This window comes from Psychrobacter sp. I-STPA10 (assembly GCF_021012795.1).
In the GTDB taxonomy this organism is placed as follows: Bacteria; Pseudomonadota; Gammaproteobacteria; order Pseudomonadales; family Moraxellaceae; genus Psychrobacter.
In genome coordinates this window covers 198,854-224,620 of sequence record NZ_VFYU01000018.1, presented here as the reverse complement: position 1 = coordinate 224,620, position 25,767 = coordinate 198,854, and the positions used below count along the sequence as shown (strand labels likewise).

The following is a 25,767-nucleotide window of genomic DNA, read 5'->3' as shown; positions in this document are numbered from 1 at the left end:
TTTCTCTTACTTTACTTAAAATTATCAAATGGCTTAATTTTTATATCGCTTGTGTTGCACATAACTGTGTGGTTATATTTAGCCAATCTTCTTGTTCAGGCTCACCCTCTTTACGTTGACCAAAAAAGGTCACCATACTGTCGCCATAAGCATCAAAACCCTCAATAGCAGTGACAATGCCATCTTTGGTTGGACGTTTCACACACCATAGCTGTGCCAATGCCTTATCTTTTAGATGCAGAGTAAAATTGGTCTGTTTTTTATCGAGTATATTGAGCCAATCTCCCATACGTTTGACATGATGTACCTTGCCTGTTTGTACTTGTATCATGCCAGTATTGCCAACAAAAATCATAATTGGACATTGCTGCTGTTGCACCGCCAGTAATAAAGTCTCTACCGCTGTGGTATCCAGCTTAGTAGCCATACCTTCAGGTGCTTGGCAAAAGCTACTGATACGATCTAACGCTAGTTTTTTAAGCAAAAAATGAAACTGATGCACGTCCGTCATATCCAACCACTGTGTATGCAAAGTACTTAAGCCTTCACTATCTAACGCTTTATATTGCCAAAGCTGCTTATCTTGTTTTGCTTCTAGAGTGATGTCTGTTGCCTCTGTTGCTTTTATCTCAGCCTGTATTAAAGCTTGCCATTTTTGTAGATTCTGCGCACTCAAATCACGTAAAAATACCTTCTCAATGGCATTACCTTGTGCATCAAAAAACTGAATACTATAAGACTCTTTGCTTTCATCCGTGACTGCTAACATATATTGCCATTGCCACATAAAAAAGCGTAAATCTAAGCCTCCAACATTGAGTGCAAGTCCCATTTTTTCACCAAGCTTGACATTCTCATAGACTCCTTGCTTTTCACTTACAGCCAGCTTGTTTCTAACAATACTTTCTACTTGACCAAACTGCTCAAGCTGCAACAAAACCTCTTTGTAGTTACGCCCCATATATTGACTATGTGGTGATGCCAATAATAACTCAAACTCACTAACACCCAATGCCTCTGCACCTTCTGTCGGAAAAAGCATGCGATCACCTGCTTTTTGCTGCTGATACGTCTGCCACAGTGCATCATTTTTTGTACTGGTACCAAGAAGGGTATTCATTAACTCTGTCATAGAATTTGTTTCCATATTACGTATAAATAACTCATTGCTGTTTATTATGACTAGACTAAGTTACAATGTAAACAACATAAATAATAATTATCATTATTATTTGATATTGATTGCTATTATTATTATAATTCATAGTCTTCTAGTAAAGAGTTAGTTATCTATATTGCCAATACTGATACCAATGTAGAACTCCCTTAATGAAAATAACGCCTATTTTCTTCCAATTATCTTTTCTTAATCATAAAGTTATTTTTATTTCTATTATTTGTCATATTGTTTAAATGGAACAAACAATGCGCTATCAAGTAAATATTTTAATGCCAGTTACTAGATATTTAGTATTACTCACCACTACCACATATTGCTGGCAAGCTTATGCGCAAGTCGCTGTACCTACGATTATTGATGCTAATAACAGGGTGACAGATACTACAAAAACCCAGACATTCTCTGATACAACCGGCAATGCTTTTATACCTTCAACCACCGTTGAGCCTATTGTTGTCACTGCAACACGTTCACAAAAACTCCTTGGTGATGCCCCTGTCACTGTGCACTTACTAGATCAACAAACATTGACCCAAAACCGTGTACATACTCTAAAAGAAGCACTTGAACTACTACCTAATGTATATCTACACCCTGTACACGGTAAGACAGGTTATGAAATCTCTATGCAAGGGTTTTCTAGCGATCAAGTATTGGTACTAATTGATGGTTTACCAATCACTGCTAGTACAGGTTCTACCGTAAATCTCAATCAATATTTAAATGTCGATGTCGAACAAATCGAAGTCATCCAAGGCGCTGCATCTGCACAATATGGTAGTGCCGCCATGGGTGGGGTGATTAATGTCATTACCAAATCGATTGATAAACCACGAGCCACTTTCAGTACAGAAGTGGGTAGCAATGGTAAGCAAAACCCTTCGGGTAAAGTATTTGATAGTAATACACGTTTTGTAGAGACAAGTATTGCAGGTGCAGTCAGCCCTGATAAGCGGCTAAAAGCCAGAATATCAGGCTCTTATCTAAATGATGCTGGTTTAAGCCTTGACACGGACAAATGGTCACGACTAAAAGATGCCAGCAAACAACAACAAATCAACGCTAAAGTAAGTTTTACTCCCAACATAAATGATGTAGATAGTCGTTATCCAAGTCATCAATATTGGCTAGAAGCAAATCATTATGAGGAAGATGATGTCAGTCGCTTTTTGTATTACGCACCACCTCGCTACTTACCTCAACAAAAAGATGAACATATTCGCAAACAACGCCTAAGTATTGGCGGACATTCTAAGTTTGCTGCCCCTTTTATATCATCAACTGATAACACTTATCAGTTATCTGGCTCAGCCATGTATGAGAATTATGACAGTGACTCAAATACTACCTCAAATGGTTTTCATGCCAGTGACAGAAACACCACCATCACCACTTCTTTGGCTCAACTACAACTAGATTTACCAATTGTTGAGTATAGTAGTGACGAGCACATACAAACCCATGCCGCACAGTTAGGTATACAGTGGCAACAAGATGAGTTAAGCCAACATAAAAACCAACGCTCTGAGCTAACATCAGATCAAGTCAGCCGTGAGGTGATAGAAGCTTACGCACAAGATGATTGGTTTATTGGTGATAATTGGGAATTAGTGGCTGGTGTACGCTACCAAAAAGACACCGACTTTGGTGATCACATCGCACCCAAAGTCGCCATAAAATATGACCACTACGATAACAACGCACGTAAACATATCTTCCGTGCCAGTGTTGGATCAGGATACCGAGTACCTAACCTCAAAGAGCGTTATTTTGTTTTTGATCACAGTAACTTAGGCTATAAAGTTATGGGTAATCCAAAGCTAGTGCCTGAAACCTCTACCAGTTATCAAGTTGGTTATCAAACTGACTTAAATTCCAATACCACCATTGCTATTAATGGTTTTTATAATGATATTAAAGATTTAATTCAAACGGATAATAATCATCCTCGCCAGCAAGGTGGTATTAATATTTATCAATACAAAAACGTGGATAGTGCCAAAACTTATGGTGGCGATATACAAATAGACTGGCGCATCAATCCAAAAGCAAATTTAAACATGTCCTATGCTTATACCCAAACGCATAATAATGTCACAGATACGCCACTAACCTATCAACCAAACCATAAAGTAACTGCTGCACTAAATTATCAACTGACTGAACAATTACAACTCATACAGCGAGCCAACTATGAATCAAAACAACTGGTCAGTAGTCGTCAGCAACACTACTCACCTGCTTGGTGGACATGGGATAGTAAACTTAATTATGCCGCCACACCAAATTTAGATCTGTATGCGGGCATCAATAACTTGTTTGATGTACAGCGTAAACTTAGTGATGCTAATGATCAACGCCCAATAGACAACCGCCAATGGTTATTGGGTGCAAGCCTGCATTGGTAAATATCAGCATTAACTTAATTTATCAAAAAACATATGGCAATACCAACCAACTGGCAAATATGCCTTTTTTAAAATCAACTGTAAGGATGTTACTATGAAATCAACGGCAACTCAAAATAACAGCAAGCTTGCATTAAAGCCATTAATCCTCACCATGGGTATATCAATATTGACTGTAAGTTTGGTCGGTTGTGGTGGTAGTAGTGATAACGACAACGCCAACAACCATAACACTAGCCACAATGACAGTACTAGCGGCAATGGCAATGGCAATGGCAATGGCAATGGCAATGGCAATGGCAATGGCAATGGTGATAATAACGGTGATAACAGCAGTTCAACAGCCAATTTTAGCGAATCTGCAACATGGACAGTAGATGGCACAAAGCAAGGAGACACTTGCTATGACTTTGACACCCAAACTGACGTAGAATGTACTGGTGATCAATGGGATATTAAATTCACTAATAAAAGCCGCTCAGTAACTCTATGGACCAATAGTGGTATTAGTGGCACTGGTAAAGGTGCTGCCTATACTACTTTATGGAAAGATTTAGAAAAACTTAAAAATGCCCAACAAGTATCCGAATATAGCTTTCAAATAGACAAAGCTGTTAATATATTCACCAAAAATCCATGGTCAGCATATGATTTGCAAGGAAAACATAAACTTTCACCGAATAATCGTGTCTATTTAATTACCACAGATGCGACAGATAAGAATACCACCAGTACAGTTAATAAACCCATCTATGCGATGCAAATTATTAATTATTATAACGATGCAGGCACATCAGGCTATCCCACTATTCGTTGGATAGATACCGCCCTACCCTCACAAGTACAAACCAAAACCATTAATGCAACTTCAGAGGATAATTGGGTATATGTCAATCTCAAAACAGGTGAAACCACTGATAAAACAGGTGACTGGCATGTAGGCTTTAGACGTTATAATGTGATTTTAAATAGTGGTATATCAGGTGATGGTCAAGTAGGAGGGTATCTTGCTAAAACACCAGCAGGCTATTATGAGAAAGAGCTTGATGAGCATGGCAACCCTAAACCCATCAAAGCTAAATTTCTTGAAAATAATATCCAAGCAAGCTTAGCTGACTTAACCCAAGTTAGTAACTATGATATCAGTGATAAAGGTGTACCTTGGGAAATTGATACTGCCAGCTCAGCTCTACAACCTAAGATAACAGGACACTATCCAACTATTGATTATGGTTGGTATGTCTATAAAGGTAAGGAAGGCCACCGCTTGTTTACCAAGCCCAAAGATGAAGCCATTGGTGCATTAATTCGATCAGCTAATAGCAATAGCTACGCCCGTATGTATCTAGCAGACATCAAATATGAAGATCCTAAAAACCCAAGTCCGACCCAGTGGGTATACAAACTGGATATCCAACCAGAAAGTAAATAAGCATTTTAAAAAAAACTAAAATCTTATATTGCCATTACAAAAGACCTCACTAAATAGTGAGGTCTTTTTTAGCCAGACTATACATCTACAATACAAAGTTACACACCAGTTTCAGTCCTATCTCACTATAATTATTTAACAATAGGACTTATACAAAAGTACGCGATATTAGACTTATAAAGCGACTGGAAATTATTTATAAAGCCTCTGGAACTACATACAGCCAGCCCCCTTGATAAAAAATAATGATTACCAGTCGCCAATAATCTATAAAACTGCGTAAGTCCTAAAGAAGATAAACCTGTCTTTATTTGGTATCACTGTTTTACTTTTGACCAGCATTTGGTTAACCTGTTTGCATTATTATGTTTGTGTATACAGTTTTATCCGCATAATACATGCCTTATAATGTATCCTAAACATCTCATTTGAATCACTCAAAAAAACCATAGGAATAATATAATGTCTAGTGACAATGATAATAAGAGTCCATCCATGCTAACTTTTGCACTTGCTCAGTCTAATTATCTGGTTGGCGACATTACTGGTAATGTCGAAAAAATGATTGGGTTTGCCAATCAGGCTAAAAAACAAGGTGCAGACATCATCTTGTTCCCAGAGCTTGCGCTACTTGGCTACCCTCCTGAAGATTTACTATTACGTCCAAGCCTTGCCAATCGAGTCAAATCTGCCTTAAATAAACTTAGCGAAATCAAAGATATCGTCATGATTGTTGGCTATCCCCATGTAGATTATCATGGTACTTTTAACTCAGCTGCTATCTTACATAATGGACAACAAAAAGGCTTTTATCATAAGCAATACTTACCTAATTATGGCGTGTTTGATGAACGCCGTTATTTTGATAAAGGTCGCAATCAAGTATTATTTGATTATCGTGGTATCAGCATTGGCCTACTAATTTGTGAAGATTTATGGCAAGAAGCTCCAATTAAGTCACTTAAAGAGCAAGGTGCAGATGTCGTCGTTACCCTTAATGCCTCTCCTTTTGAGCAAAACAAACAAGAAACTCGAAAAGCATTGCTCAAAGAGCGTGCCAAAGCCAATGATCTGCCCATCATTTATGTCAACTGTGTTGGTGGACAAGATGATTTGGTATTTGATGGGGGTTCATTAGCAATACAGGCTAATGGCGATGTGGCACACGAAGCCCCACGCTTTTTAAGTCAACTTATGCTGGCAAGCTTTGATAGCAAAACCGCAACCTTTAACTCTCAGCCCAAGCCTCCATTGTCATTAAGTCCTGAATCAGAGATGTATCAAGCCTTGGTTGTGGGACTGCGTGACTATGTTAATAACTCAGGCTTTCAAGGGGTTATCGTTGGCTTATCAGGCGGCATCGACTCTGCGCTCACCTTGTGTATCGCTGTTGATGCACTGGGTGCTGATAAAGTATATGCCGTGATGATGCCTTATGAATACACCTCACAAATCAGTCTAGAAGATGCACAAGCGCAAGCACGTCGTCTTAAAGTCTCCTACACAGTATGCCCCATTCATGATGCCGTTGATGGTATGCGCATGACGTTGGCACCTTTATTTAATAAAGCTAAAGCGGATACCACCGAAGAGAATATCCAAGCACGCGCGCGTGGTATGGTGCTGATGGCACTGTCTAATAAGTTTGGTCATCTGGTGATCACTACTGGTAATAAATCAGAGATGGCAGTTGGTTATGCCACCCTTTATGGTGATATGGCAGGTGGATTTGATGTTCTTAAAGATGTCTATAAAACACAAGTTTATGCTTTAGCCAACTATCGCAATCGCTTAGAAGATACCGACGTTATCCCAGAGCGAGTCATTACCCGACCACCTTCTGCCGAGCTACGTCCTGATCAAATAGACCAAGACAGCCTACCTGACTACGATACTTTAGATGCGCTTTTGAGTCTATATATTGATGAAGATCTTGGCTTTGATGAAATTGTTGCCAAAGGTTTTGAAGCTCAGTTGGTCAAAAAAGTAATTACTATGGTAGACAATAGTGAGTATAAACGCCGTCAAGCTGCTATCGGTACTAAAATCAGCCATAAAGCTTTTGGACGAGAACGCCGTTATCCACTGGTCAATAAGTGGTCAATTCAATCATCTTAATTCTTTAAATTTTGCTAAATTGATGATAGTTTTTAAAAAGGAGGCCATATATATGCCCTCCTTTTTTAATTATGTGCTAAACAATATATGTCATTCTCAACTTATCCCCCCTCCTACTCTACCCCTTACTACGCGAGCATAGCTCTTGTCTGTACTACACGCACAGCTTTTTGACTTGCATCGCTAAATTGGTCCACTGGACTATTTATTAACGCTCTTGAGGGGGCAAAACAGTGTTTTGCTGTATCTCTCCTCAAGGGGAGGATTTGTCTTTTAAGCCTTCCTCTTACTTCAAGGGTCATATATGACTTTAGAAAATAAAGTTGAGAGTGGTGTACAATATTTAATAAGCTCAAGCACAAACTACTCTCGATCACCAAAAATAGCACTGCCTACCCGTACCATCGTCGCACCTGCTGCAATCGCTTGTTGCATATCGGCACTCATTCCCATACTCAACGTATCCCATGCACTAAGCTCAGGGTACTGTGACTGAATATGCAAAAACAGTGCTTGGGTTCTACTAAACGCATCGGTATCTGCTTTAGCAGGAATGATCATCAGCCCCCGCAAACTTAGATTTGTATATTCCTTTATTTGGATAACCAAATCTTCTACCTCATCAGGCAAACATCCTGATTTGCTGTCTTCATGATCAATATTGACTTGTATTAGGATATTTAATGCTGGTTTATCCTCAGGACGCTGATCATGCAAACGCTTGGCGATAATGTCACGCTCCACTGTATGCACCCAATCAAAGTTTTCAGCAATATCACGCGTCTTATTACGCTGAATATGTCCGATATAATGCCATACTAGGTCTGGAATATCTTTAGATACTGCCTGCTGCTTTAAAGCAGCCATTTTTTCTAATGCCTCTTGCAGATAGTTTTCACCAAAATTGCGCTGCCCTACTTCGGCTAAAGTTTGTATCATCTCTACTGGCTTGGTCTTTGAAACAGCCACCAAGGTTACAACGCCCACTTCATCTATCTGACATGACGCATTTGTGGAACCCTGCATATTTTGTGCTTGCTGCATTTGCTCAAGTATATTTTGCCAACGCTTGATAAGTGCTTGCCTATCTTGATCTTGCATTTGCTTATCATTCATCTGTTTTGTATCCTTATTACATTCATCATCTACTTGCACGATTTGCTCCACTAAACTACTGAAATAAAATATATTTGGTTTATAATGGTGGCATTGATAAGTAATAACATCAATATTTTATCCTCAGGTAAATACAAAAAATTACGTCAAGCGCTCAGTCTGTGATAAAGTTAGTATGATCACTATTTATCAATAAATACACAGCTTATCAACCAATATACAGTAGCCATAAACATCTGGCTGATAATGCACTGAGTGTTATTAACTATAAACAACGACAATCAACTAAAACTAGGAAAAACTTATGGCAGCCAAAGGCAGTGTCAGCATTGAAGACTTATTACGTTTTGCTCACAAACATAAAGCATCAGATTTACATATTTCATCAGGTATGCCTGCGGTGATTCGTGTCGATGGAGAAATGGTCAGAGTTAATATGCCTGCAATGGAGCATAAAACCGTTCACTCTTTGATCTACGATATCATGAATGACAAACAACGCGCTGATTTTGAAGAGTTTTTAGAAACTGACTTTTCGTTTGAGATACCTGAACTTGCACGTTTTCGTGTCAATGCCTTTAACCAAAATCGTGGTGCAGGTGCAGTATTTCGTACCATTCCCTCGAAAGTCTTAACCATGGAAGACTTAGGTATGGGTGAAGTATTTAGAAGAGTATCAGAGTTTAAACGTGGTGTGGTACTGGTTACAGGACCGACAGGATCGGGTAAATCAACCTCCCTTGCGGCAATGATTGACTATATTAATGAGACCCGCAAAGAGCATATCTTAACCATCGAAGACCCCATCGAGTTTGTACACCAATCCAAAAATAGTCTGATTAACCAGCGTGAAGTACACCGTGATACATTGAGTTTTGATGCTGCGCTGCGCTCTGCATTACGTGAAGACCCCGACGTTATCCTAGTTGGTGAGCTGCGTGACCTTGAAACCATCCGTCTGGCACTCACAGCGGCAGAAACAGGACACTTGGTCTTTGGTACACTACACACCAGCTCTGCTGCTAAGACCATTGACCGTGTCATTGATGTTTTCCCCGCTGCCGAAAAAGATATGATTCGCGCCATGTTATCAGAATCACTACAAGCAGTTATCTCACAAACACTACTCAAACGTAAAACTGGCGGACGGGTGGCTGCGCATGAAATTATGTTAGGTACACCTGCCATCCGTAACCTTATCCGTGAAAACAAAATTGCCCAGATGTACTCGGCCATCCAAACCAGTGCGGGTGAAGGTATGATTACGTTGGATCAAACCCTAAAAAACTTAGTTGCCAAAGGGACAATAACCAAAGAAGTCGCTCGTCCCTATGCCAAGCAGCCTGATGCATTTGTGTAATCTGTGCGGCTAAGTGCGGCTAATATTAGTTGATAGGTAAAAATAAAAATACAGTTTAAAGTAAAGAGCATATTTTATATAACTAAGAGTGATGCCACGGATACAAAAATAGCAAACCATATATAACCCGCATCAGTCTTAATACTTTATAGTGGAATAAACCATGGACTTCGATAAATTATTACAGCTTATGGTCAGCAAAAATGGATCTGACTTATTCATTACTGCCGATGTACCACCTTCAATGAAAGTAAATGGTCAAATTCTACCTGTTGGCAAGAAACCATTAACCAGCCAGCAGTGCATGACTTTAGTCACTAACATCATGACTGACAGCCAAAAACAGGAATTTGAAGAAACCAATGAGTGTCAATTTGCCATCTCAGACAAAAACAAGACCGCTCGTTTTCGTGTTAGTGCTTTTATTCAGCGCGATCAAGCAGGAATGGTACTGCGTAAAATTGAAACACATATTCCCTCTGTCGCTGATCTAAACCTACCGCCAATCTTAACAGAATTGGCAATGAAAAAACGTGGTATTATCCTACTGGTGGGCGCAACAGGTACGGGTAAATCTACTACCCTAGCTGCAATGATTGGACATCGTAATGCCAACTCTCGTGGACATATCATCACCATTGAAGATCCCATTGAATATGTACATGAACATAAAGGCTGTATCATCACTCAACGTGAAGTGGGTATTGATACCTTATCCTTTGAGGCAGGTCTAAAAAACACCTTACGTCAAGCACCCGATGTCATCTTAATTGGTGAGATACGCAACCGTGAGGTCATGAGTTATGCCATTCAATATGCCGAAACAGGGCATTTGGTTTTTGCGACACTACACGCCAATAATGCCAACCAAGCCATTGACCGTATCATTCACTTTTTTGAGTCGGATCGTCATAGTCAGTTATTTATGGATTTATCACTCAACCTACGCGCCATCATTGCACAACAACTCATTCCCACACCAGATGGTAAAGGAAGACGAGCAGCCATTGAAATCTTATTAAATACTCAACTGATAGGTGATTATATTCGTAAAGGTGAAGTTCATGAAATCAAACCTGTGATGACACGATCAAAAGATATAGGTATGCAAACCTTTGATCAAGCCTTATTTGACCTATATGAAGCCAATGAAATCACCTATGATGATGCCATCAAACATGCCGATTCTCCCAATGATTTGCGTCTACAAATCAAATTGAAAAGTAAAAGAGCCGATAAGGTGGATGATGACAATATTGAAGGACTATCGTTAGTAGATAATGCCTAAACTTACTTGCATCCAACAAAAAGACCTTAGCCACATTTAGCTAAGGTCTTTTTTTAGCAATAGATTTCTTAGCAATAGAAAAATATTGTGGTTTCTATGTCTTTAAGTCTTTAATTTAACTCAGTAATTCTAGTCTTATTGAATTATTGAATCGTTGCTTGACACTCTGCATCATCACACACTCCATACAATATGAGTGAATGTCCAGAAAGCTTAAAACCATGTTCTTGTGCTACCTGTTTTTGCTCATTTTCAATGGCTTTATTATGAAACTCAACAATCTTACCACACACATCACATACAAGATGATCATGATGCTCATCTTGCATAATTTCAAAGACAGACAGATTGTTTTCAAAGTTATGACGCTCCACAATGCCTGCTTGCTCAAACTGCGTCAATACTCGATAGACGGTTGCAAGTCCCACATCTTCACCTTGTTCAATCAATGCTTTATATACTTCTTCAGCACTCATGTGATGGTTTTCAGCATTTTCTAGCAGCTCTAATATTTTGACTCGAGGTAAAGTAACTTTTAAACCCGCTTTGCGCAAATCTTGATTAGTAAAACCCATAATTGACCTTCTCATCGATAATGAGGGATAATAAACACACAGTAATGATGCTAAAAAAAACATCCCAATTCAATGTTTAATATACCCTAGTATAAATTATTGTTTGTAAAAATTTTAGTAAATAATGTCGTAAGTGGTAGGCAATTGCAAGTAAATAACGTATCATTTATGACGATTGAATCTTTTATCTAACTTAATCTAATGACGAATAATAACATGAAGCATTTTTTATCACTGAAGTCTCAAGCTCATACAGCACTCAATACCTCTCATGGTATTATTGCTAGCATTTCATTAGCCTCAGTTCTCCTCTTCTCTGGATGCTCAATGTTCAGTGTATATAAAATTGATTTACCCCAAGGAACACCCATCACCCAAAACCAAGCTCAAAAAGTACAAGTTGGTATGAATAAAAACCAAGTGCTTTATTTACTTGGTAGCCCTGCTGTACGAGATACACTGGCTCCAAACCGTTGGGACTATATTTATGACTACACACCTGGCACTTATGGTAAACGTGAGGGTAAAACAGCCATACATGGTGCTAAGCAGCATCTGAGCATTTACTTTAACGACTCAGATCAAGTTACGCGCATTGATGGCATCCAAACTTTGCCACAATCATAAATAACTGATCATATATTACCAAGATGATATCCAATAGAGTAGCTTTTATTATAAAGCTGCTCTTTTTTTGCGCTTATTCATCGGATCAATATGTAATGGTCGATAAATTTCAATGCGATCACTGGCAGCAAGCTCATAACTTAAAGGTTGTTTTTGGGAAAATACCCCCACTCGCCAATCTTTTTTATCTACCATGACTGCATCTTGATGCTGCTGACACCACTGTGCCAACTCCCTATCTTTTTGTAACCAACCAGAGAGTTGTAACGCCATAAAAATACTACTACCTCTAGGTACCTCTATTTCTAAATACCATTGCTCAGTACTTGAGGGCGCATAAGCCAAACTTATGCCAATCATTACCTCATTCATATCATCTTTTGACTCTTCTAATCTAATGAATAAACCAACCCACCACAGCCATTAAAACTAATAAAGGCACTAATAAGCGAATGGCAACTCGCCACAAATTATACCTACCTTCTGAAGAAAAATTGAGTGATTTACGCATGTGACTAATTTTCATCTGCCAACCAGAGAAAATGGCTAATACTAATACTGATGCGATACTGGTAATCACTAGCAGCGTTAATAATAATGTACGTGAGCCTGTCAATACCAAGACAGCCAATCCAATAAAGGCAACCAATAATCCAAGCCAACGTCCAAACTTCACTGCAAACTGGCTACTGGCATAATACAACAAATAAGCAGATACCAGCACCACACCTATGGCATAAATAAACATCGCCAAAGGTGGCAAAATAACTTGCCCTGCAATAATAGCAACCACACCAACCGCAAGCTGTGTCGTCCAAATTGGTAAAACAACTTTACTGGCAATATGCTGAATTTGCTGCTTATTATTGTTATTATTAGTATTTATTTGCTGCTCAGCATTGGTAAACCAATATAGTCCTGTCCCTACACCAACACTAATGAGCGCCAACATCACTGCCTGTGCCCACTCACTAAGACTTGTTTGAGTCATGGTGAAGTCAGGCAATAAAAACCCTGACCCCATTATCACTGCCAATAGTAATGAGACAATAATACAACCCAAACCTGCTAATAGCATACGCTGTGCAAGTAAACTCAGCAAGGTCACTATGACTACTAACCCAGTAGCCAAGGCAAAAGTAGGCATATTAATATTTATACCTGCCTGCTGAGTACTGATCAACAAATCTTGACTAGTGGAAACAATACTCAAAGCAGCAATTAAAAGCGACAACCAAGCAGATAACCAAGCAAACCCTCTCCATATTGGACTAACATCTGCCTCACGGGTTAACTGCTGCATACCTGCAAAAACAGATTGCTGACTACGATATGCCAAACCCACTTCCGCAAATAGTACTGGCAAGCCAACAGCAACCATGGCAACAAACCATAATATCCAAAAATCTATCTGCCCAACTGGATTGGGAATAAACCAACGAAATAACAATAAAGGAAAAATGGCAGCAATTAATAACGGAGCAAATTTACGCATAACTTAAACATCCAAAAAAAGCATTCTCTCATATAATTGATGACTGTCTTTTCTGGTCAATTATACTGTGAAGCAAATATAAAGCAGCTAATAATAAATAGGGACTGTTAACACCCCCTAGAATAAAACATAATCTTATAATTTTACAGCAAAAAACCCCGAAAACGGGGTTTTTAACTTTTTATCAAATCAATTTATTTCTTAGAAAGTACTACTTATCTGATTTATCTTATCATACTGTAATAATTATTAAATTAATGCACAGCACTTAAATAGTCAGACAATATCTTGATATCATTATCAGACAGTTTGGACGCTACCGTCTGCATCATACCTTTTTGCCCTTCTTTTTCTGCATCATTGGTACGAGTCTGATCTTTAGTAACATCGTCTTCACGTCCAGCAGCACGGAACATTTTTAGCTGAATACCTATGTATTGGGCATGTTGACCACCCAAACGTGGGAATGCAGCATAAGCATTACCGCCAGCTTTTGGTCCATGACAACCTGAGCAGGGGATAACACCACGTGTACTATCACCACCTAAAAACAGCTTGGTCGCTGCTTGAGCGGTTGCTGGATTACCATAGCCAACACCCCAAGGTGCTTGCTGTGAAAAATACCCAGCTACGTTAGCAATATCTTGCTGTGACAGGTTTGCTACCTGTGCCTGCATGATTCCATTAAGACGTTTGCCAGTTCTAAAGTCCATTAGCTGTTTATAAAGATATCGTACATTTTGCCCGCCAAGATTTGGCTGCGTTGGTACAACACTGACGCCATTAAGACCATGACATGCGGCACAGACATTCTCGGCAATTGCTTGACCGGCATTAACATCATACTCTGGAACAATGATGACCGCGTGGGCGCTGAAACTGGCAATAAACAAGCTGGTGGCAGCGAGCAACTTTTTCATCGATATGAATCCTACTAACGAGAGGTAGGTACTAAAATACACCCTGAGTACACAAACCGATACATAAACGTCATACTTACCTCAAGAAAAAATAACTTAGCTTGTGGCTATCTTACTGTCCTGTATGTTGTTTTATGGGCTGAGTGAAGTACCTACTATGAATGAGGTTTTATTTGTTGCTATTATAGCAATAGTTGAGCAAAAATAGCTACTCATCTATTAACCGATGCGTTCTCTTCTTTTACTATATTTTAATATAAATAAGAAAAACCCTATAATCAATAGGGTTTTAATAAAAAATAAAGCGCTTCTGCTTGTTTATCTAATATTTTTATTAATCAGCATCTTTTGCCATATACTCAATCAACTGACGATATTGTGCATCGGTACACTCACTACACAACCCACCTGCTGGCATTTGTGGCATACCATTTTTGACCGAGCTAACTAAACTTGCCATGCCTTTTTGTGACTGCAAACGTTGCCATGTAGCTTTGTCACCTGTTTTTGGTGCACCTAATGCACCTGTATCATGGCAAGCTGCACAACTATCTGTATACAAGGTGGCAACAGCATTTGCTTGTGCATTACTAGCAGCCTGTGCACCTGTTGATATCACCAGTGACAAAATACCAAGCACCATCACTATCGCCACCATGCTCAATCCTGTCTGTCTTTTTGATTTAGATGTCATATACTGCCTACTAATTCTCTATTGGGTAATCTATATGCCATACCATGTAATACATTATTTTATTTTATATCTTCCTAACCGCTCATTCCATCATAGCAAATCATCGTTACCTTAATGTTAAGCTGTTAGTGTTAAGCTGTAGATAATTTATATATTTAACTGATGTCTTTGCCTTGTTTTTTTATCTCTACCTACTCTACTTTCTACTTGTATCAATACAATGATAAAAACATAAGCAATTCCAACAACATACAGCTATATACTTATATTATGACACCACGACAAAGAAATTCAATAAAGAAAGTATACAAAGATTGCTATAATGCTCACACTTTATTGTAGCAAGATTGTAGCAAATAAAAATTAAGTAAGTTTATCATTAACACCCATTAAAAGTATTTACTGAGACAAATCATGACTGAGCAAACCACCGCACCTTCTTCGCTGACGCCACGTCAACGCCTACAGCAAACTGAATTCGCGCTGTCTGCCCCCACTTTTCGGCTATGTCCTGCTGATACAGGGCTAGAAGTTGCGTTTGCTGGTCGCTCTAATGCAGGTAAATCCTCTGCCATTAATGCGTTAACCAATCAACGCCAGCTTGCTCGTTCATCAAAAACACCAGGACGCACACAGATGATTAATTTTTTTAGCATTGGTGATAATCAGACTCGCTTGGTTGATTTGCCTGGTTATGGTTATGCAGCCGTACCGTTAGAGATGAAAAAGGAGTGGCAAGTTGAGTTAGAAGAATATTTAGTATCAAGACAAAGTTTATCTGGATTGGTCCTGTTAACTGATATTCGCCATCCACTAAAATTTTTTGATGAACAAATGTTACATTGGGCAAAAGATGGGCAATTACCAGTCCACATTTTGCTCACTAAAGCAGATAAACTCAAATATGGGGCAGCAAAAAACGCCTTACTCAATACCAAAAAACGATTGAAAAAACTTAATCTCAATTGTAGCATTCAGCTATTTTCTGCTCTACGTAAAGAAGGCATTGATGAGTTGGCAGAAGTGATGGGAAACTGGCTACAAATAAGCACTGCTGATAAGACAGCACTGAATGAAGCTGAAAATGATGAAGACCAATAAAGAATAAAGATGCTAATAACTAAGGTTAACTAAGGTCTTTAGCCTAACGAGGTGAAAGTTCAGCAGACCCTAACTATTCAATCATTAGTAGTTAGGATAGTCATTACCTTCTGACTTATCACAGTAGTAAAATTGCCATTACCCACACAATAAATCGGCTAACTGCTGCGGGCTATCGACTTGATAACTCGGATTTTGCTGCATAAGCACCTCTGCACTACCTGCACCATAATTAACAGCAATGCTGGTCATGTTTAAAGCATTTGCCATCTGCAAATCATGAATACTGTCACCGATAAACACCGCATCATCAATGTCAAAACCTGTCATCGCTAAAATATCCTTGAGCATTTGTGGGTCTGGCTTTGAGCCAGACTCATCTGCACAGCGGGTCACAACAAAATAGTGCTGACTACCACTACTGTCTAATACTCGCTGCAAGCCAATACGTTTTTTACCTGTGGCAACTGCAAGCTGCTTGCCTTGTGCTTTTAGCTGCTTGAGCATCGGCTCAATGCCCTCAAAAAATGGACTTTTGCTGGCATTAGCAATGTAATACTTGGCATAACTATCTACAATGGCTTGATGCTGCTCACTACTTGCCTGTGGATAGAGTATCTGTATGCCTTTGATTAAGCTGAGTCCAATGATGTCCTTTATTGTTGCATCATTACTACTAAAGCCATTTGCTTCACCTGCAATGTGCATTGACTCTACAATCAGACCAATAGAGTCCATCAATGTGCCGTCCCAATCAAAAATAATTAAGTGTTTATTAGCCAAATTATCTTTTGTCACTGTGCTGCCTCATTGTCCTTTCTATCTATTTATTAACTTATTAGCTACTTATTAGCTTTCACCATTTCGATTGCTTCTACTGCTAGCTGCTGACTTACTTCTGCTGGCAACAAACTGGCAATATCATCAGCAAGTGGTGCTTCAATAATTGGATAATCAGGAATTTGTAGACGCCATGCATGCAAACACAAACGTCTGACTCCTGAGTCATCTTGTGGATTGTATTTATCATCACCCAATATGGGATAGCCAATATGCGCCAAATGTACCCGAATCTGGTGTGTGCGTCCTGTGGCAGGTCTGGCTTCAACCAAACTGACGCCAGAGTTTTGGGTTGCTTTGTCCACTTGAGATACTAAGTTAAAGCGAGCCTTAACCAAAATATCAGTTTGGCTTGGTTTACTTTGCTCATCTTTTGCATCGACTCGCACACGACGTTCGCCACTGGCTAAAGTAAAGCGTAGCAATGGTGCATCAATGAGTGTCTCATTGAGTATGGGTTGCCCTTTAACCACACAAAGATAAGATTTTTGAATGGTTTTATCACGCAAATGCTGCTGTAAACTTTTTAGTGTTGAGCGTTTTTTGGCAATCATCAACAGCCCTGAAGTATCTTTATCAATCCGATGTACTAATTCTAGATATTTTTTACCGGTTGTCTCACGCATGGCTTCAATAATGCCAAAATCAAGTCCACTACCCCCATGTACTGCCATACCTGACGGTTTATCAATCACCATCAAGCCATCATCTTCATAAACTATCCGCTGCATCAAACTTTGGGCAAATTCAGGGCTAATAATTGGCTTTTCACGCGTGGCTAATGCTATCGGCGCAATACGAACAATATCACCACGTTCTAACTTATCATGTGCTTTGCAACGTTTATTATTAATACGCACTTCATCAGAACGTATCATTTTATATACATGTGATTTTGGCAGTCCCTTTAGACGTGCCAATAAAAAGTTATCAATACGCTGGTCGTGTTGATTGCGAGTGACTTCTAGATAGTTAACTTGCTTGAAATTCGCAATGTCCATATCTGCACTTTGTGGACGATTTTTTGATGCAGTACGAGGTTTGTTTACAGTGTTTATCATATTTAATTAGGTGTTTGGCAAAAGATTTGCTATAGTTTAACACGTTGACCTAAGACATAGCGGTTAGATAAATAGTTATTAAAAGGTTTTTCCTTTATATCGTATGCCCTCTCTAGGATCAGCCCAAAAAACTTAATTTTTTCAATCTATTGTCAGCATTGAGCTTACAACTATAATGCTACTTTAGAATACAAAACACTTAACTCAAAACACGACCAACAGTAGTTAACTGCTCTACTGCTTATAACAAGTACCTACAACTACTTTTACTCTAATCAGTCGTTGTAGACAGACGAGCAAACAGACAATAGCAAATAAGCCATTGAGTTGGTGGTTAAAGAGTTGAGCAAGTTTATGAGCTTATGATTAAAACTTGATTTAAGTTAACTTATTGGCGGTCAAACGAGTCTTTATTGACAAAAACTTACAACTTTTGTTCACAAGAAAACTGATTATTATTCGTTTGCCAAGTACGCCCCGCCATCACTGCCTAGATGTTACCAAAAGTGCTTCTTTGCAGACAGTTATCTTAAAGTCATAAGGCATAACATATATTGTGTTTGATATAAAAGTCATGAATGATGATGAAAAATAGCCAACAAAGTCAATAATGAGTTAGACAATGAAGAATGAAGTTAGTAACTTCCTATAAACTTATAAACCAGTTCTATATAGCAAAATTTTAAACTTTTATCATGCTTATCACTATCTGCGTTTATTACTGTATCAGTTTAAATTTGGATATTTATAGTATAAAACCTCCAAGCGTTATCAATGATAGGTTTGATGGTGGTACTAAGATCAGATTATATTTTTAAATCAATGTTGTTACTAAGCTGTTACTAAGTTTTTAACTTCATTTTACTTAACTTCATTTTACATTTTACTTTGCTGCTTTTTAACCTTGTTACTATTATTGAGTGATTACTTTTTTAGTTATTACAATCTTAGTTACTATAGTTTAGTTTATTATTACTGCTAGTAATTAGCAGTTAAATAAAGCCCCTCTAACATCATGACACGCACTTAACATGCTACTCATTATCTATGTTATATAGATAATAACTGAACCATAAAACACAATTATATTTTACATTATACTTGCTCATCTTATTTAATGACCTCTCACTAAAAAATTATTTCCTAGATCTGATACTGATTGTGTCGTGTGTTTATCAATAAATAGGACACACCATGAAACGTATTTTAATCAACGCCACCCATAATGAAGAGATACGAGTTGCTTTATGTAAAGACAACCATCTTTATGACTTTGATCTAGAAAATCGCACACGTGAACAAAAAAAGGCAAACATCTATAAAGGTCATGTCACCCGAGTTGAACCTTCCTTAGAAGCCGTGTTTGTTGAATATGGCTCACAACGTCAAGGCTTTCTGCCCGTCCGTGAAATTGCTAATGAATACCTAACTGGCAATCCTCGTGACGAAAACATCAAAAAGCTCATCAAAGAAGGCGATGAGCTGATTGTTCAAGTTGAAAAAGAAGAACGTGGCAATAAAGGCGCAGCTTTATCAACCTATGTGTCATTAGCAGGACGATATTTGGTATTAATGCCTAACAATCCTCGTGGTGGTGGTATTTCTCGTCAAATCTCAGGCAAATTGCGTGAAGACATGAAACGCATGCTCAGCAATTTAGAATTACCAAAAGGTATGAGTGTCATTATCCGTACTGCGGGTATTGGCAAATCTCAAGATGAGCTACAGCATGATTTAAACCACCTACTCAACATCTGGAATGCTATCCAAGAACAAAACAAAAAATATCCCTCCCCTCGTCTTGTACACCAAGAAGCGGGGGTGGTCACACGTGCTGTACGTGACTATCTACGTGATGATATTAGTGAAATTTGGATAGACAACGAAAACGCATACAACGAAGCGGCTAATTTTGTCAAAGCAGTGATGCCAAGACAAATCGAAAAACTACGCAAATATACCGACTACGAACCAATGTTTGCCAACTTTGGTATCGAAAAACAAATCGAAACTGCCTATCAACGTGAAGTTCGCCTGCCTTCAGGTGGCTCAATTGTCATTGACCAAACTGAAGCATTAGTATCCATTGACATTAACTCTGCCAAATCCACCAAAGGCTCAGACGTTGCTGAAACTGCCTATCACACCAATCTTGAAGCAGCAGATGAAATTGCTCGCCAGCTCAGATTGCGTGATATGGGTGGCTTGATTGTCATTGACTTTATTGACATGAATGATAGTAAACATCAAAGAGATGTAGAAAAACGCCTAATTGATGCCACTAAATACGACCGAGCAAGAGTACAGTTTGGTGGTATTTCAAAATTTGGCTTAATGGAGATGAGTCGCCAGCGACTACGTCCATCATTAGAAGAGTCAACAGGCTATATCTGTCCGCGCTGTCATGGCAATGGCATGATTCGTGACTTACGCTCATTGTCACTCTCTATCATGCGTCAAATTGAACAAATTGCGCTAAAAGAACGCCAAGGCGAAGTACAAGCAGAAGTACCCACCGATATCGCTGCATTCTTATTAAATGAAAAACGTGATAGTCTTGTCTATCTAGAGCAAGACAGTGGTACTCGTATCACTATCTTGCCACATGCTCATTTAGAGTCACCCAACTTTAAACTGCATTTTAATCGTGACGGCTTTGCCCCCTCAAGTTATGAGCGTATCAGTGACACACAGCAACAAGAATCCAGTGAACTTGGTTACGACGTCAACTGGCAAACTGCTGAGACAGAGCGTCCTGAGCAGCAGCCTGTACGCCAACCCCATAGCAGCACAAACAAGCAAACAACAACTGACAAAAACCAGACAGCAGTGCAAACGCCTGTCCATACAAGTGAACCCCAATCTGCCTTAAATCCTAGCACCCCTGTATCAACGCCTACTGCTACCAGCGGCACACCTACAAATACGACCGCCAACACGCAACCCCAACATTCTGCTGTTGCTTGGCTTAGCAATCTATTTGCCCCTGCACCACAAGCACAAACTGAACAAAATATCAGTAGCCAAGCAGCGGCACAAGCCATCGAATCAATTGTCAATACAGGGGCACAAAGTCTGGGCGTATTTGGACAAGTTGCTAATACTGCTGTTGCACCAACGCAGAAGCCCCAAGCGACGTCCACAGAGACAGCCACAACAACCAGCAATAATGACTCTGACACCTTAGCCGCACAGCAAGCTGAAGAGGCAAAAGAAGAACAAAATAGACGTCAACGACGCTCACGTCACAATGCCAATAAAAATAGCAAAGCTAAAAACCGCCAAGGTAAACCACAAGGCAAATCATCTAACAGTGCCCAATCACGAGGGCAAAAAGATGAATCAACACAGCAAGAAAATACAACTGCTGTTGCTAAAAGCTCACAACAAGAAACACATTCAAGCCATGAGCAATCAAAAAAAGAGCTGCCAAAACGCAGTGCTCATAGCAAACGTGACTCTAGAGGCAGTATAGAACGCTCTGAAACATTGACCGAACGTCAGGATAAGAACCAAGATAATCAGCAACAAAAAGAAGATAAACATATAAATAAATCTTCACAAAATAATAAATCATCACGAGATAGTGGCGCATCTAATCCGAATGAAATTAACATACGAATTAGTGAATCACCATTGTCATTAAAAGAGCCTGAAGTGGTACATTTATCGCTAGATGATGAACCAGTCAAACACTCAGCAAAAGAGACAAAAAATAACGCCAAAGCTGAGCTAGAATCTGACTTTAAAACTGACGTAAAATCGCAAGCAGTAACAGAAGAAAAAACAGTTGCTGGTGATATCAACGATACTAACGACAGCTCCAATAATGAGATAACTCATGATAAAGTTGCTAGTCAGGAAAAAACCAGTATCGAAGTAACAGATACTGATACCACCATAACCCACAGCAACAACATGGCAGCGCAAGAAGAACAACCAGAAACGCAGCCAAAACAGGTCTCTAACTCATCAGCTACAGAAGATTCATCAATAGTTACGACAGTTACGACGATGGAAGCAGATGACACGCAAAGTATCAGCTATGATATTGATACCTTATTTGCTGACCGTTATGTCACGGCAAAACAATATGGCAAAGCCAGCAATGACCCTAGAGTTGTACGTGCCAAGCAATCTAACTTAGCCACCACAACGACAACAGCAACTGCTGAAAGTACAGATGTTGAATATACTAAAAAGCTCAGCATAACAGGTAATGTTGGTGAATTTATCCAAAGCCATCTACCTGATGCTGACACACACATCAGTAGCCAAGGAGTGATTGTCAGCTTTATTAAAGCATTAAGCCATTATCAAGCGCAGAAATCTCAAGCAATGAGTAGTAACGTCACCTCTCAAAGCTCAGCAGATATCACCCAGAGCCATTTACAAAGCGAAGATAGCCCAAATGGCATGAGCCTTAGCAGCAGCTTTAGTAATTATGGCTATCAGCCATTGGCTGAAGACTATCTCAGTCGCTTCGATAAAATGACAACAGCGGTTGCAAAGTTTGCTACCAAACAAGGTAAAACTACTGTCCAGCCAACTGCTGTTAGTCAACGAGCAAAAAATGATCCTCGTGGTCAGCATCCTGACTATCAGGCAAAGCAAATATCTGAGCAAACTACGGTGCATGATATGTCTGTAACGGACACCTCATTACAGTCAAGTTCTACCATAACAGAAAACGAGGCTCAACCTACTGATGTGCAACAACACAATCAGAATAAAGCACCTAATCACTCTACCCATAGCTTTAGAGAAAGTATTGGTGAATTTATTGTACGTATGTTAGGACAACAAGGACAGGATCTCTTGAAGGCGGGACAAACTGAACTTGCTTTTTTGCAAGCTTCACAACAGCCCATTGAAACCATTGAGCCTGAGCAATCTACTGCACAACAAGTATCTGATAACAATCTACCTGCCAGTGCATTAGCCCCAGAAGAACAAGTTAACTCAGTGGAGCAAGAAAGTGAGCAGATATTAGAGACAACAACAGAGTCTACTACCAGTGACAACACTGAACCACAAGCAGCAATTGACAGCAGCGATACAAGCGACAACAATAAAACTGCTGCTGCCAGCAAAACCAGTGTGGAAAGCTATAAAAGTATGATAGAAAATGTCTCAGAGCAATTATTACCACAGATGGGGCTATTAAATCTGACAGCGGCGAAAGTTACACCTAAAGCCATAAACAAGGCTAGCAAAGTGCCAAAGTCACGTAGCCGTAAACCCAAAGCAGAGCATAAAAAACCCACTCAGTCTGAGCAACAAGATGAAACGAATCAAAGTGAAACCGAAGCTGAAGATAATAACAAAGAATCATAAAATCTGACTATAAGTTTATCTTTGGCTTTTAGTTAAATAAAACCGCCCCTATAGTAACTTGCTATAGGGGCGGTTTTATTGATGCATTGTAAATATAGTCAATTCAAGATAATACTGTTAGGGTGAATATTCAACAAACCTCAATGCTTTCTGCTCTACTCTCGTAACTTTTGTATTCCACCAATAACAAATAATAATAATGCACCAACTGCAAAACCAATAACCGCATTGATTAATGCACTAGATAAGCCAGAGAATACCCCTGTTAAGTGTGCAATATCTTCAACCGTATGATGTAAATAACCAATACCATGTACTAAAATACCACCACCCACCAAAAACATTGCCAAAGTGCCAGCAATAGATAAAAATTTCATCAGCTTTGGTGCAGCAGACAGTAAAAATTCTCCTATTTTTTGTTTTGTGGCATCAGGCTTTTTTAGCAAGTGTAGACCCACATCGTCAATTTTAACAATACCTGCTACCAACCCATACACACCAATAGTAATACCAACAGCAACAATACTGAGCACCAAAGCACTGTTTAATAGTGACGCCCCCACCGTTGTTCCTAGTGTAATCACAATGATCTCTGCTGATAAAATAAAATCAGTCCGTATTGCACCTTTAATTTTTTGCTTTTCATATTCAACTAAATCAATATTTTCATCAATATTAGCAGCACGTCTTGCTTCGTGTTCATCATCATGTGCTAATAGATGTGGCCAAAACTTATGAATAACCTTTTCTGCCCCCTCAAAACATAAAAATAACCCACCAAGCATCAATAAGGGCGTGACTAACCACGGTGCCAGCTCATTGATTACTAAAGCAGCAGGCACTAAAATCATCTTATTTACCAAAGAACCTTTTGCCACCGCCCATACCACAGGCAGCTCACGATCAGGCTTTACTCCTGTCACCTGCTCTGCATTGAGTGCCAAATCATCGCCTAATACCCCCGCGGTTTTTTTGGCAGCAACTTTGGTCATCACCGACACATCATCAAGTAATAGACTGATATCATCAATTAATGCTAATAAACTGGCACCTGCCATCATAACTCCTTAAGCTTATCTTACTGACTATCCTCATTAACGAGTTCATCTTTACTATTGAATTTAGTTATCTCTAATTATTACGGCAGTTTAACCAAATTAAACACAAATAAACGTTTCTTATTGTATTTATCTGACTTTAATACATTGGCTGTATGTTGCTTTTAAGCTTATATGATACACTAATGCGCAAAAGTATGATTCTCATACATACCAATATAAAATGACTTTGCCTCCTCAAAACTGTGAGTCAATACCTATAAAAACTTTATATCCTTTTTATATCCTTAAGGAATGCTTCATGTTGGACACCCCTAAATTTTATCAACGCGCCGCTTATCTTATTACTTTAACAACTGCCATTTTATTAGGTTGCAGCAATAATGAAACCGCCAATGCTGATCATAATGTAGATAAATCAACCACAACCACGACAAGCGACACATCAACTACTGCTACCACCACCTCAGCAGTCGAGTCTGATGCAACGGTCGTTAGTGCTGTACAAAAAAATCTCACTGCCTCTGGTATAGATGCCCATATTCTCTCAGCAACACCGACCGATATGCCTGACATCTACTGGGTGTCGGGAGAAAATATGCCCTCATTTTTTACTGACAAAACTGGACAGCATATTATCCAAGGACAGATTGTACGTATTGGTGCAGCAGAACCCATTGATATCACCGCCAAACTACAATCAACTGCGGCACAACAAAAGCTAGCAACTGTTGCTAAAGAAGATATGGTGATATTTCCTGCCAATGGTGATACCAAAGGCGTTATCTATGCCTTTACCGATGCTGACTGTGGCTACTGCCGTAAACTACATAGTGAAATGAAACAAATTAATGACTTGGGTATCGAAGTACGTTATTTGGCATGGCCACGTAGCCAAGAGACTCTACCAAAAATGGAAGCCATTTGGTGTAGCGAAGATCGTAATACCGCCATGAATACTGCGAAATCTGGTGGTAATGTGACTGCTGCTAGCTGTGAGAATCCTGTCGAAGACCAAGTTGCACTTGGTCTGAGTCTGGGGGTCAGAGGTACACCTGCTGTATTTACACAATCAGGTGAGCAAATTGGTGGCTATCTTCCTGCCCAGCAGATTGCCGAAGCTTTGGGAATAAAGTAACAGCAAACATCACAATGGT

At 39.2% G+C, this 25,767-nt stretch carries 19 protein-coding genes; 9 read left to right on the top strand and 10 right to left on the bottom strand.

Annotated features, from left to right (window positions below; genetic code table 11):
- Positions 1 to 40: 40 nt before the first annotated feature.
- Positions 41 to 1,132 carry a ChuX/HutX family heme-like substrate-binding protein gene (locus tag FHK89_RS09750; RefSeq protein WP_230659481.1) on the bottom strand — a complete coding sequence of 364 codons (1,092 nt, stop codon included), beginning with the start codon at positions 1,130 to 1,132 and terminating at the stop codon, positions 41 to 43.
- A 293-nt stretch (positions 1,133 to 1,425) separates the two neighbouring features.
- On the opposite strand from FHK89_RS09750, the gene FHK89_RS09745 reads away from it, so the two are divergent.
- The 3 genes from FHK89_RS09745 (at position 1,426) to FHK89_RS09735 (ending at position 7,138) form a co-directional block, all read left to right on the top strand.
- A complete protein-coding gene (locus tag FHK89_RS09745; RefSeq protein ID WP_230659479.1) occupies positions 1,426 to 3,588 on the top strand; it encodes a TonB-dependent receptor plug domain-containing protein in 2,163 nt (720 codons plus the stop codon).
- Between the two features lie 94 nt (positions 3,589 to 3,682).
- Positions 3,683 to 5,020, top strand: coding sequence for an HmuY family protein (locus tag FHK89_RS09740; RefSeq protein WP_230659477.1), 1,338 nt, complete (start codon positions 3,683 to 3,685; stop codon positions 5,018 to 5,020).
- Between the two features lie 462 nt (positions 5,021 to 5,482).
- The gene (locus FHK89_RS09735) at positions 5,483 to 7,138 is read left to right on the top strand and encodes an NAD+ synthase (protein ID WP_442966578.1); all 1,656 of its coding nucleotides are present in this window, start codon (positions 5,483 to 5,485) and stop codon (positions 7,136 to 7,138) included.
- A gap of 363 nt (positions 7,139 to 7,501) precedes the next feature.
- Here FHK89_RS09735 and FHK89_RS09730 read toward each other — a convergent pair whose 3' ends face one another.
- Positions 7,502 to 8,254: a YggS family pyridoxal phosphate-dependent enzyme gene (locus FHK89_RS09730; RefSeq protein WP_230659473.1), complete on the bottom strand. Its 753-nt coding sequence runs from the start codon at positions 8,252 to 8,254 to the stop codon at positions 7,502 to 7,504.
- Between the two features lie 304 nt (positions 8,255 to 8,558).
- On the opposite strand from FHK89_RS09730, the gene FHK89_RS09725 reads away from it, so the two are divergent.
- Together FHK89_RS09725 and FHK89_RS09720 are read left to right on the top strand one after the other, a co-directional pair.
- On the top strand, positions 8,559 to 9,614 hold the full coding sequence (locus FHK89_RS09725) for a type IV pilus twitching motility protein PilT (RefSeq protein ID WP_230659471.1): 1,056 nt from the start codon (positions 8,559 to 8,561) through the stop codon (positions 9,612 to 9,614).
- A 163-nt stretch (positions 9,615 to 9,777) separates the two neighbouring features.
- Positions 9,778 to 10,902 carry a PilT/PilU family type 4a pilus ATPase gene (locus FHK89_RS09720; protein WP_230659469.1) on the top strand — a complete coding sequence of 375 codons (1,125 nt, stop codon included), beginning with the start codon at positions 9,778 to 9,780 and terminating at the stop codon, positions 10,900 to 10,902.
- A 143-nt stretch (positions 10,903 to 11,045) separates the two neighbouring features.
- Here the strand turns inward: FHK89_RS09720 and fur are convergent, their stop codons facing one another.
- Positions 11,046 to 11,477, bottom strand: a complete 432-nt coding sequence (gene fur, locus FHK89_RS09715) for a ferric iron uptake transcriptional regulator (RefSeq protein WP_230659467.1) — start codon at positions 11,475 to 11,477, stop codon at positions 11,046 to 11,048.
- 216 nt (positions 11,478 to 11,693) lie between these two features.
- On the opposite strand from fur, the gene FHK89_RS09710 reads away from it, so the two are divergent.
- A complete protein-coding gene (locus FHK89_RS09710; RefSeq protein ID WP_442966576.1) occupies positions 11,694 to 12,104 on the top strand; it encodes an outer membrane protein assembly factor BamE in 411 nt (136 codons plus the stop codon).
- A 48-nt stretch (positions 12,105 to 12,152) separates the two neighbouring features.
- Here the strand turns inward: FHK89_RS09710 and FHK89_RS09705 are convergent, their stop codons facing one another.
- The 4 genes from FHK89_RS09705 to FHK89_RS09690 form a co-directional block, all read right to left on the bottom strand.
- On the bottom strand, positions 12,153 to 12,476 hold the full coding sequence (locus FHK89_RS09705; protein WP_230659465.1) for an RnfH family protein: 324 nt from the start codon (positions 12,474 to 12,476) through the stop codon (positions 12,153 to 12,155).
- A gap of 22 nt (positions 12,477 to 12,498) precedes the next feature.
- A complete protein-coding gene (locus FHK89_RS09700; RefSeq protein WP_230659463.1) occupies positions 12,499 to 13,599 on the bottom strand; it encodes a hypothetical protein in 1,101 nt (366 codons plus the stop codon).
- 254 nt (positions 13,600 to 13,853) lie between these two features.
- Positions 13,854 to 14,519, bottom strand: a complete 666-nt coding sequence (locus FHK89_RS09695; RefSeq protein ID WP_230659461.1) for a c-type cytochrome — start codon at positions 14,517 to 14,519, stop codon at positions 13,854 to 13,856.
- 334 nt (positions 14,520 to 14,853) lie between these two features.
- A complete protein-coding gene (locus tag FHK89_RS09690; RefSeq protein ID WP_230659459.1) occupies positions 14,854 to 15,213 on the bottom strand; it encodes a c-type cytochrome in 360 nt (119 codons plus the stop codon).
- Between the two features lie 414 nt (positions 15,214 to 15,627).
- On the opposite strand from FHK89_RS09690, the gene yihA reads away from it, so the two are divergent.
- Entirely contained in the window at positions 15,628 to 16,314 is a 687-nt protein-coding gene (yihA, locus tag FHK89_RS09685) for a ribosome biogenesis GTP-binding protein YihA/YsxC (protein ID WP_230659457.1), read from the top strand.
- A 138-nt stretch (positions 16,315 to 16,452) separates the two neighbouring features.
- Here yihA and FHK89_RS09680 read toward each other — a convergent pair whose 3' ends face one another.
- Positions 16,453 to 17,112, bottom strand: a complete 660-nt coding sequence (locus tag FHK89_RS09680) for an HAD family hydrolase (protein WP_329958704.1) — start codon at positions 17,110 to 17,112, stop codon at positions 16,453 to 16,455.
- 44 nt (positions 17,113 to 17,156) lie between these two features.
- On the bottom strand, positions 17,157 to 18,215 hold the full coding sequence (locus FHK89_RS09675) for an RluA family pseudouridine synthase (protein ID WP_230659455.1): 1,059 nt from the start codon (positions 18,213 to 18,215) through the stop codon (positions 17,157 to 17,159).
- 1,194 nt (positions 18,216 to 19,409) lie between these two features.
- Here FHK89_RS09675 and FHK89_RS09670 point away from each other — a divergent pair.
- On the top strand, positions 19,410 to 23,552 hold the full coding sequence (locus FHK89_RS09670; RefSeq protein WP_230659453.1) for an Rne/Rng family ribonuclease: 4,143 nt from the start codon (positions 19,410 to 19,412) through the stop codon (positions 23,550 to 23,552).
- Between the two features lie 155 nt (positions 23,553 to 23,707).
- Here the strand turns inward: FHK89_RS09670 and FHK89_RS09665 are convergent, their stop codons facing one another.
- Entirely contained in the window at positions 23,708 to 24,610 is a 903-nt protein-coding gene (locus FHK89_RS09665; RefSeq protein WP_230659452.1) for a DUF808 domain-containing protein, read from the bottom strand.
- 301 nt (positions 24,611 to 24,911) lie between these two features.
- On the opposite strand from FHK89_RS09665, the gene FHK89_RS09660 reads away from it, so the two are divergent.
- Positions 24,912 to 25,748 (top strand): DsbC family protein, encoded by an 837-nt coding sequence (locus FHK89_RS09660; RefSeq protein ID WP_230659450.1) that lies wholly within the window; start codon positions 24,912 to 24,914, stop codon positions 25,746 to 25,748.
- The last annotated feature ends 19 nt before the right edge of the window (positions 25,749 to 25,767 follow it).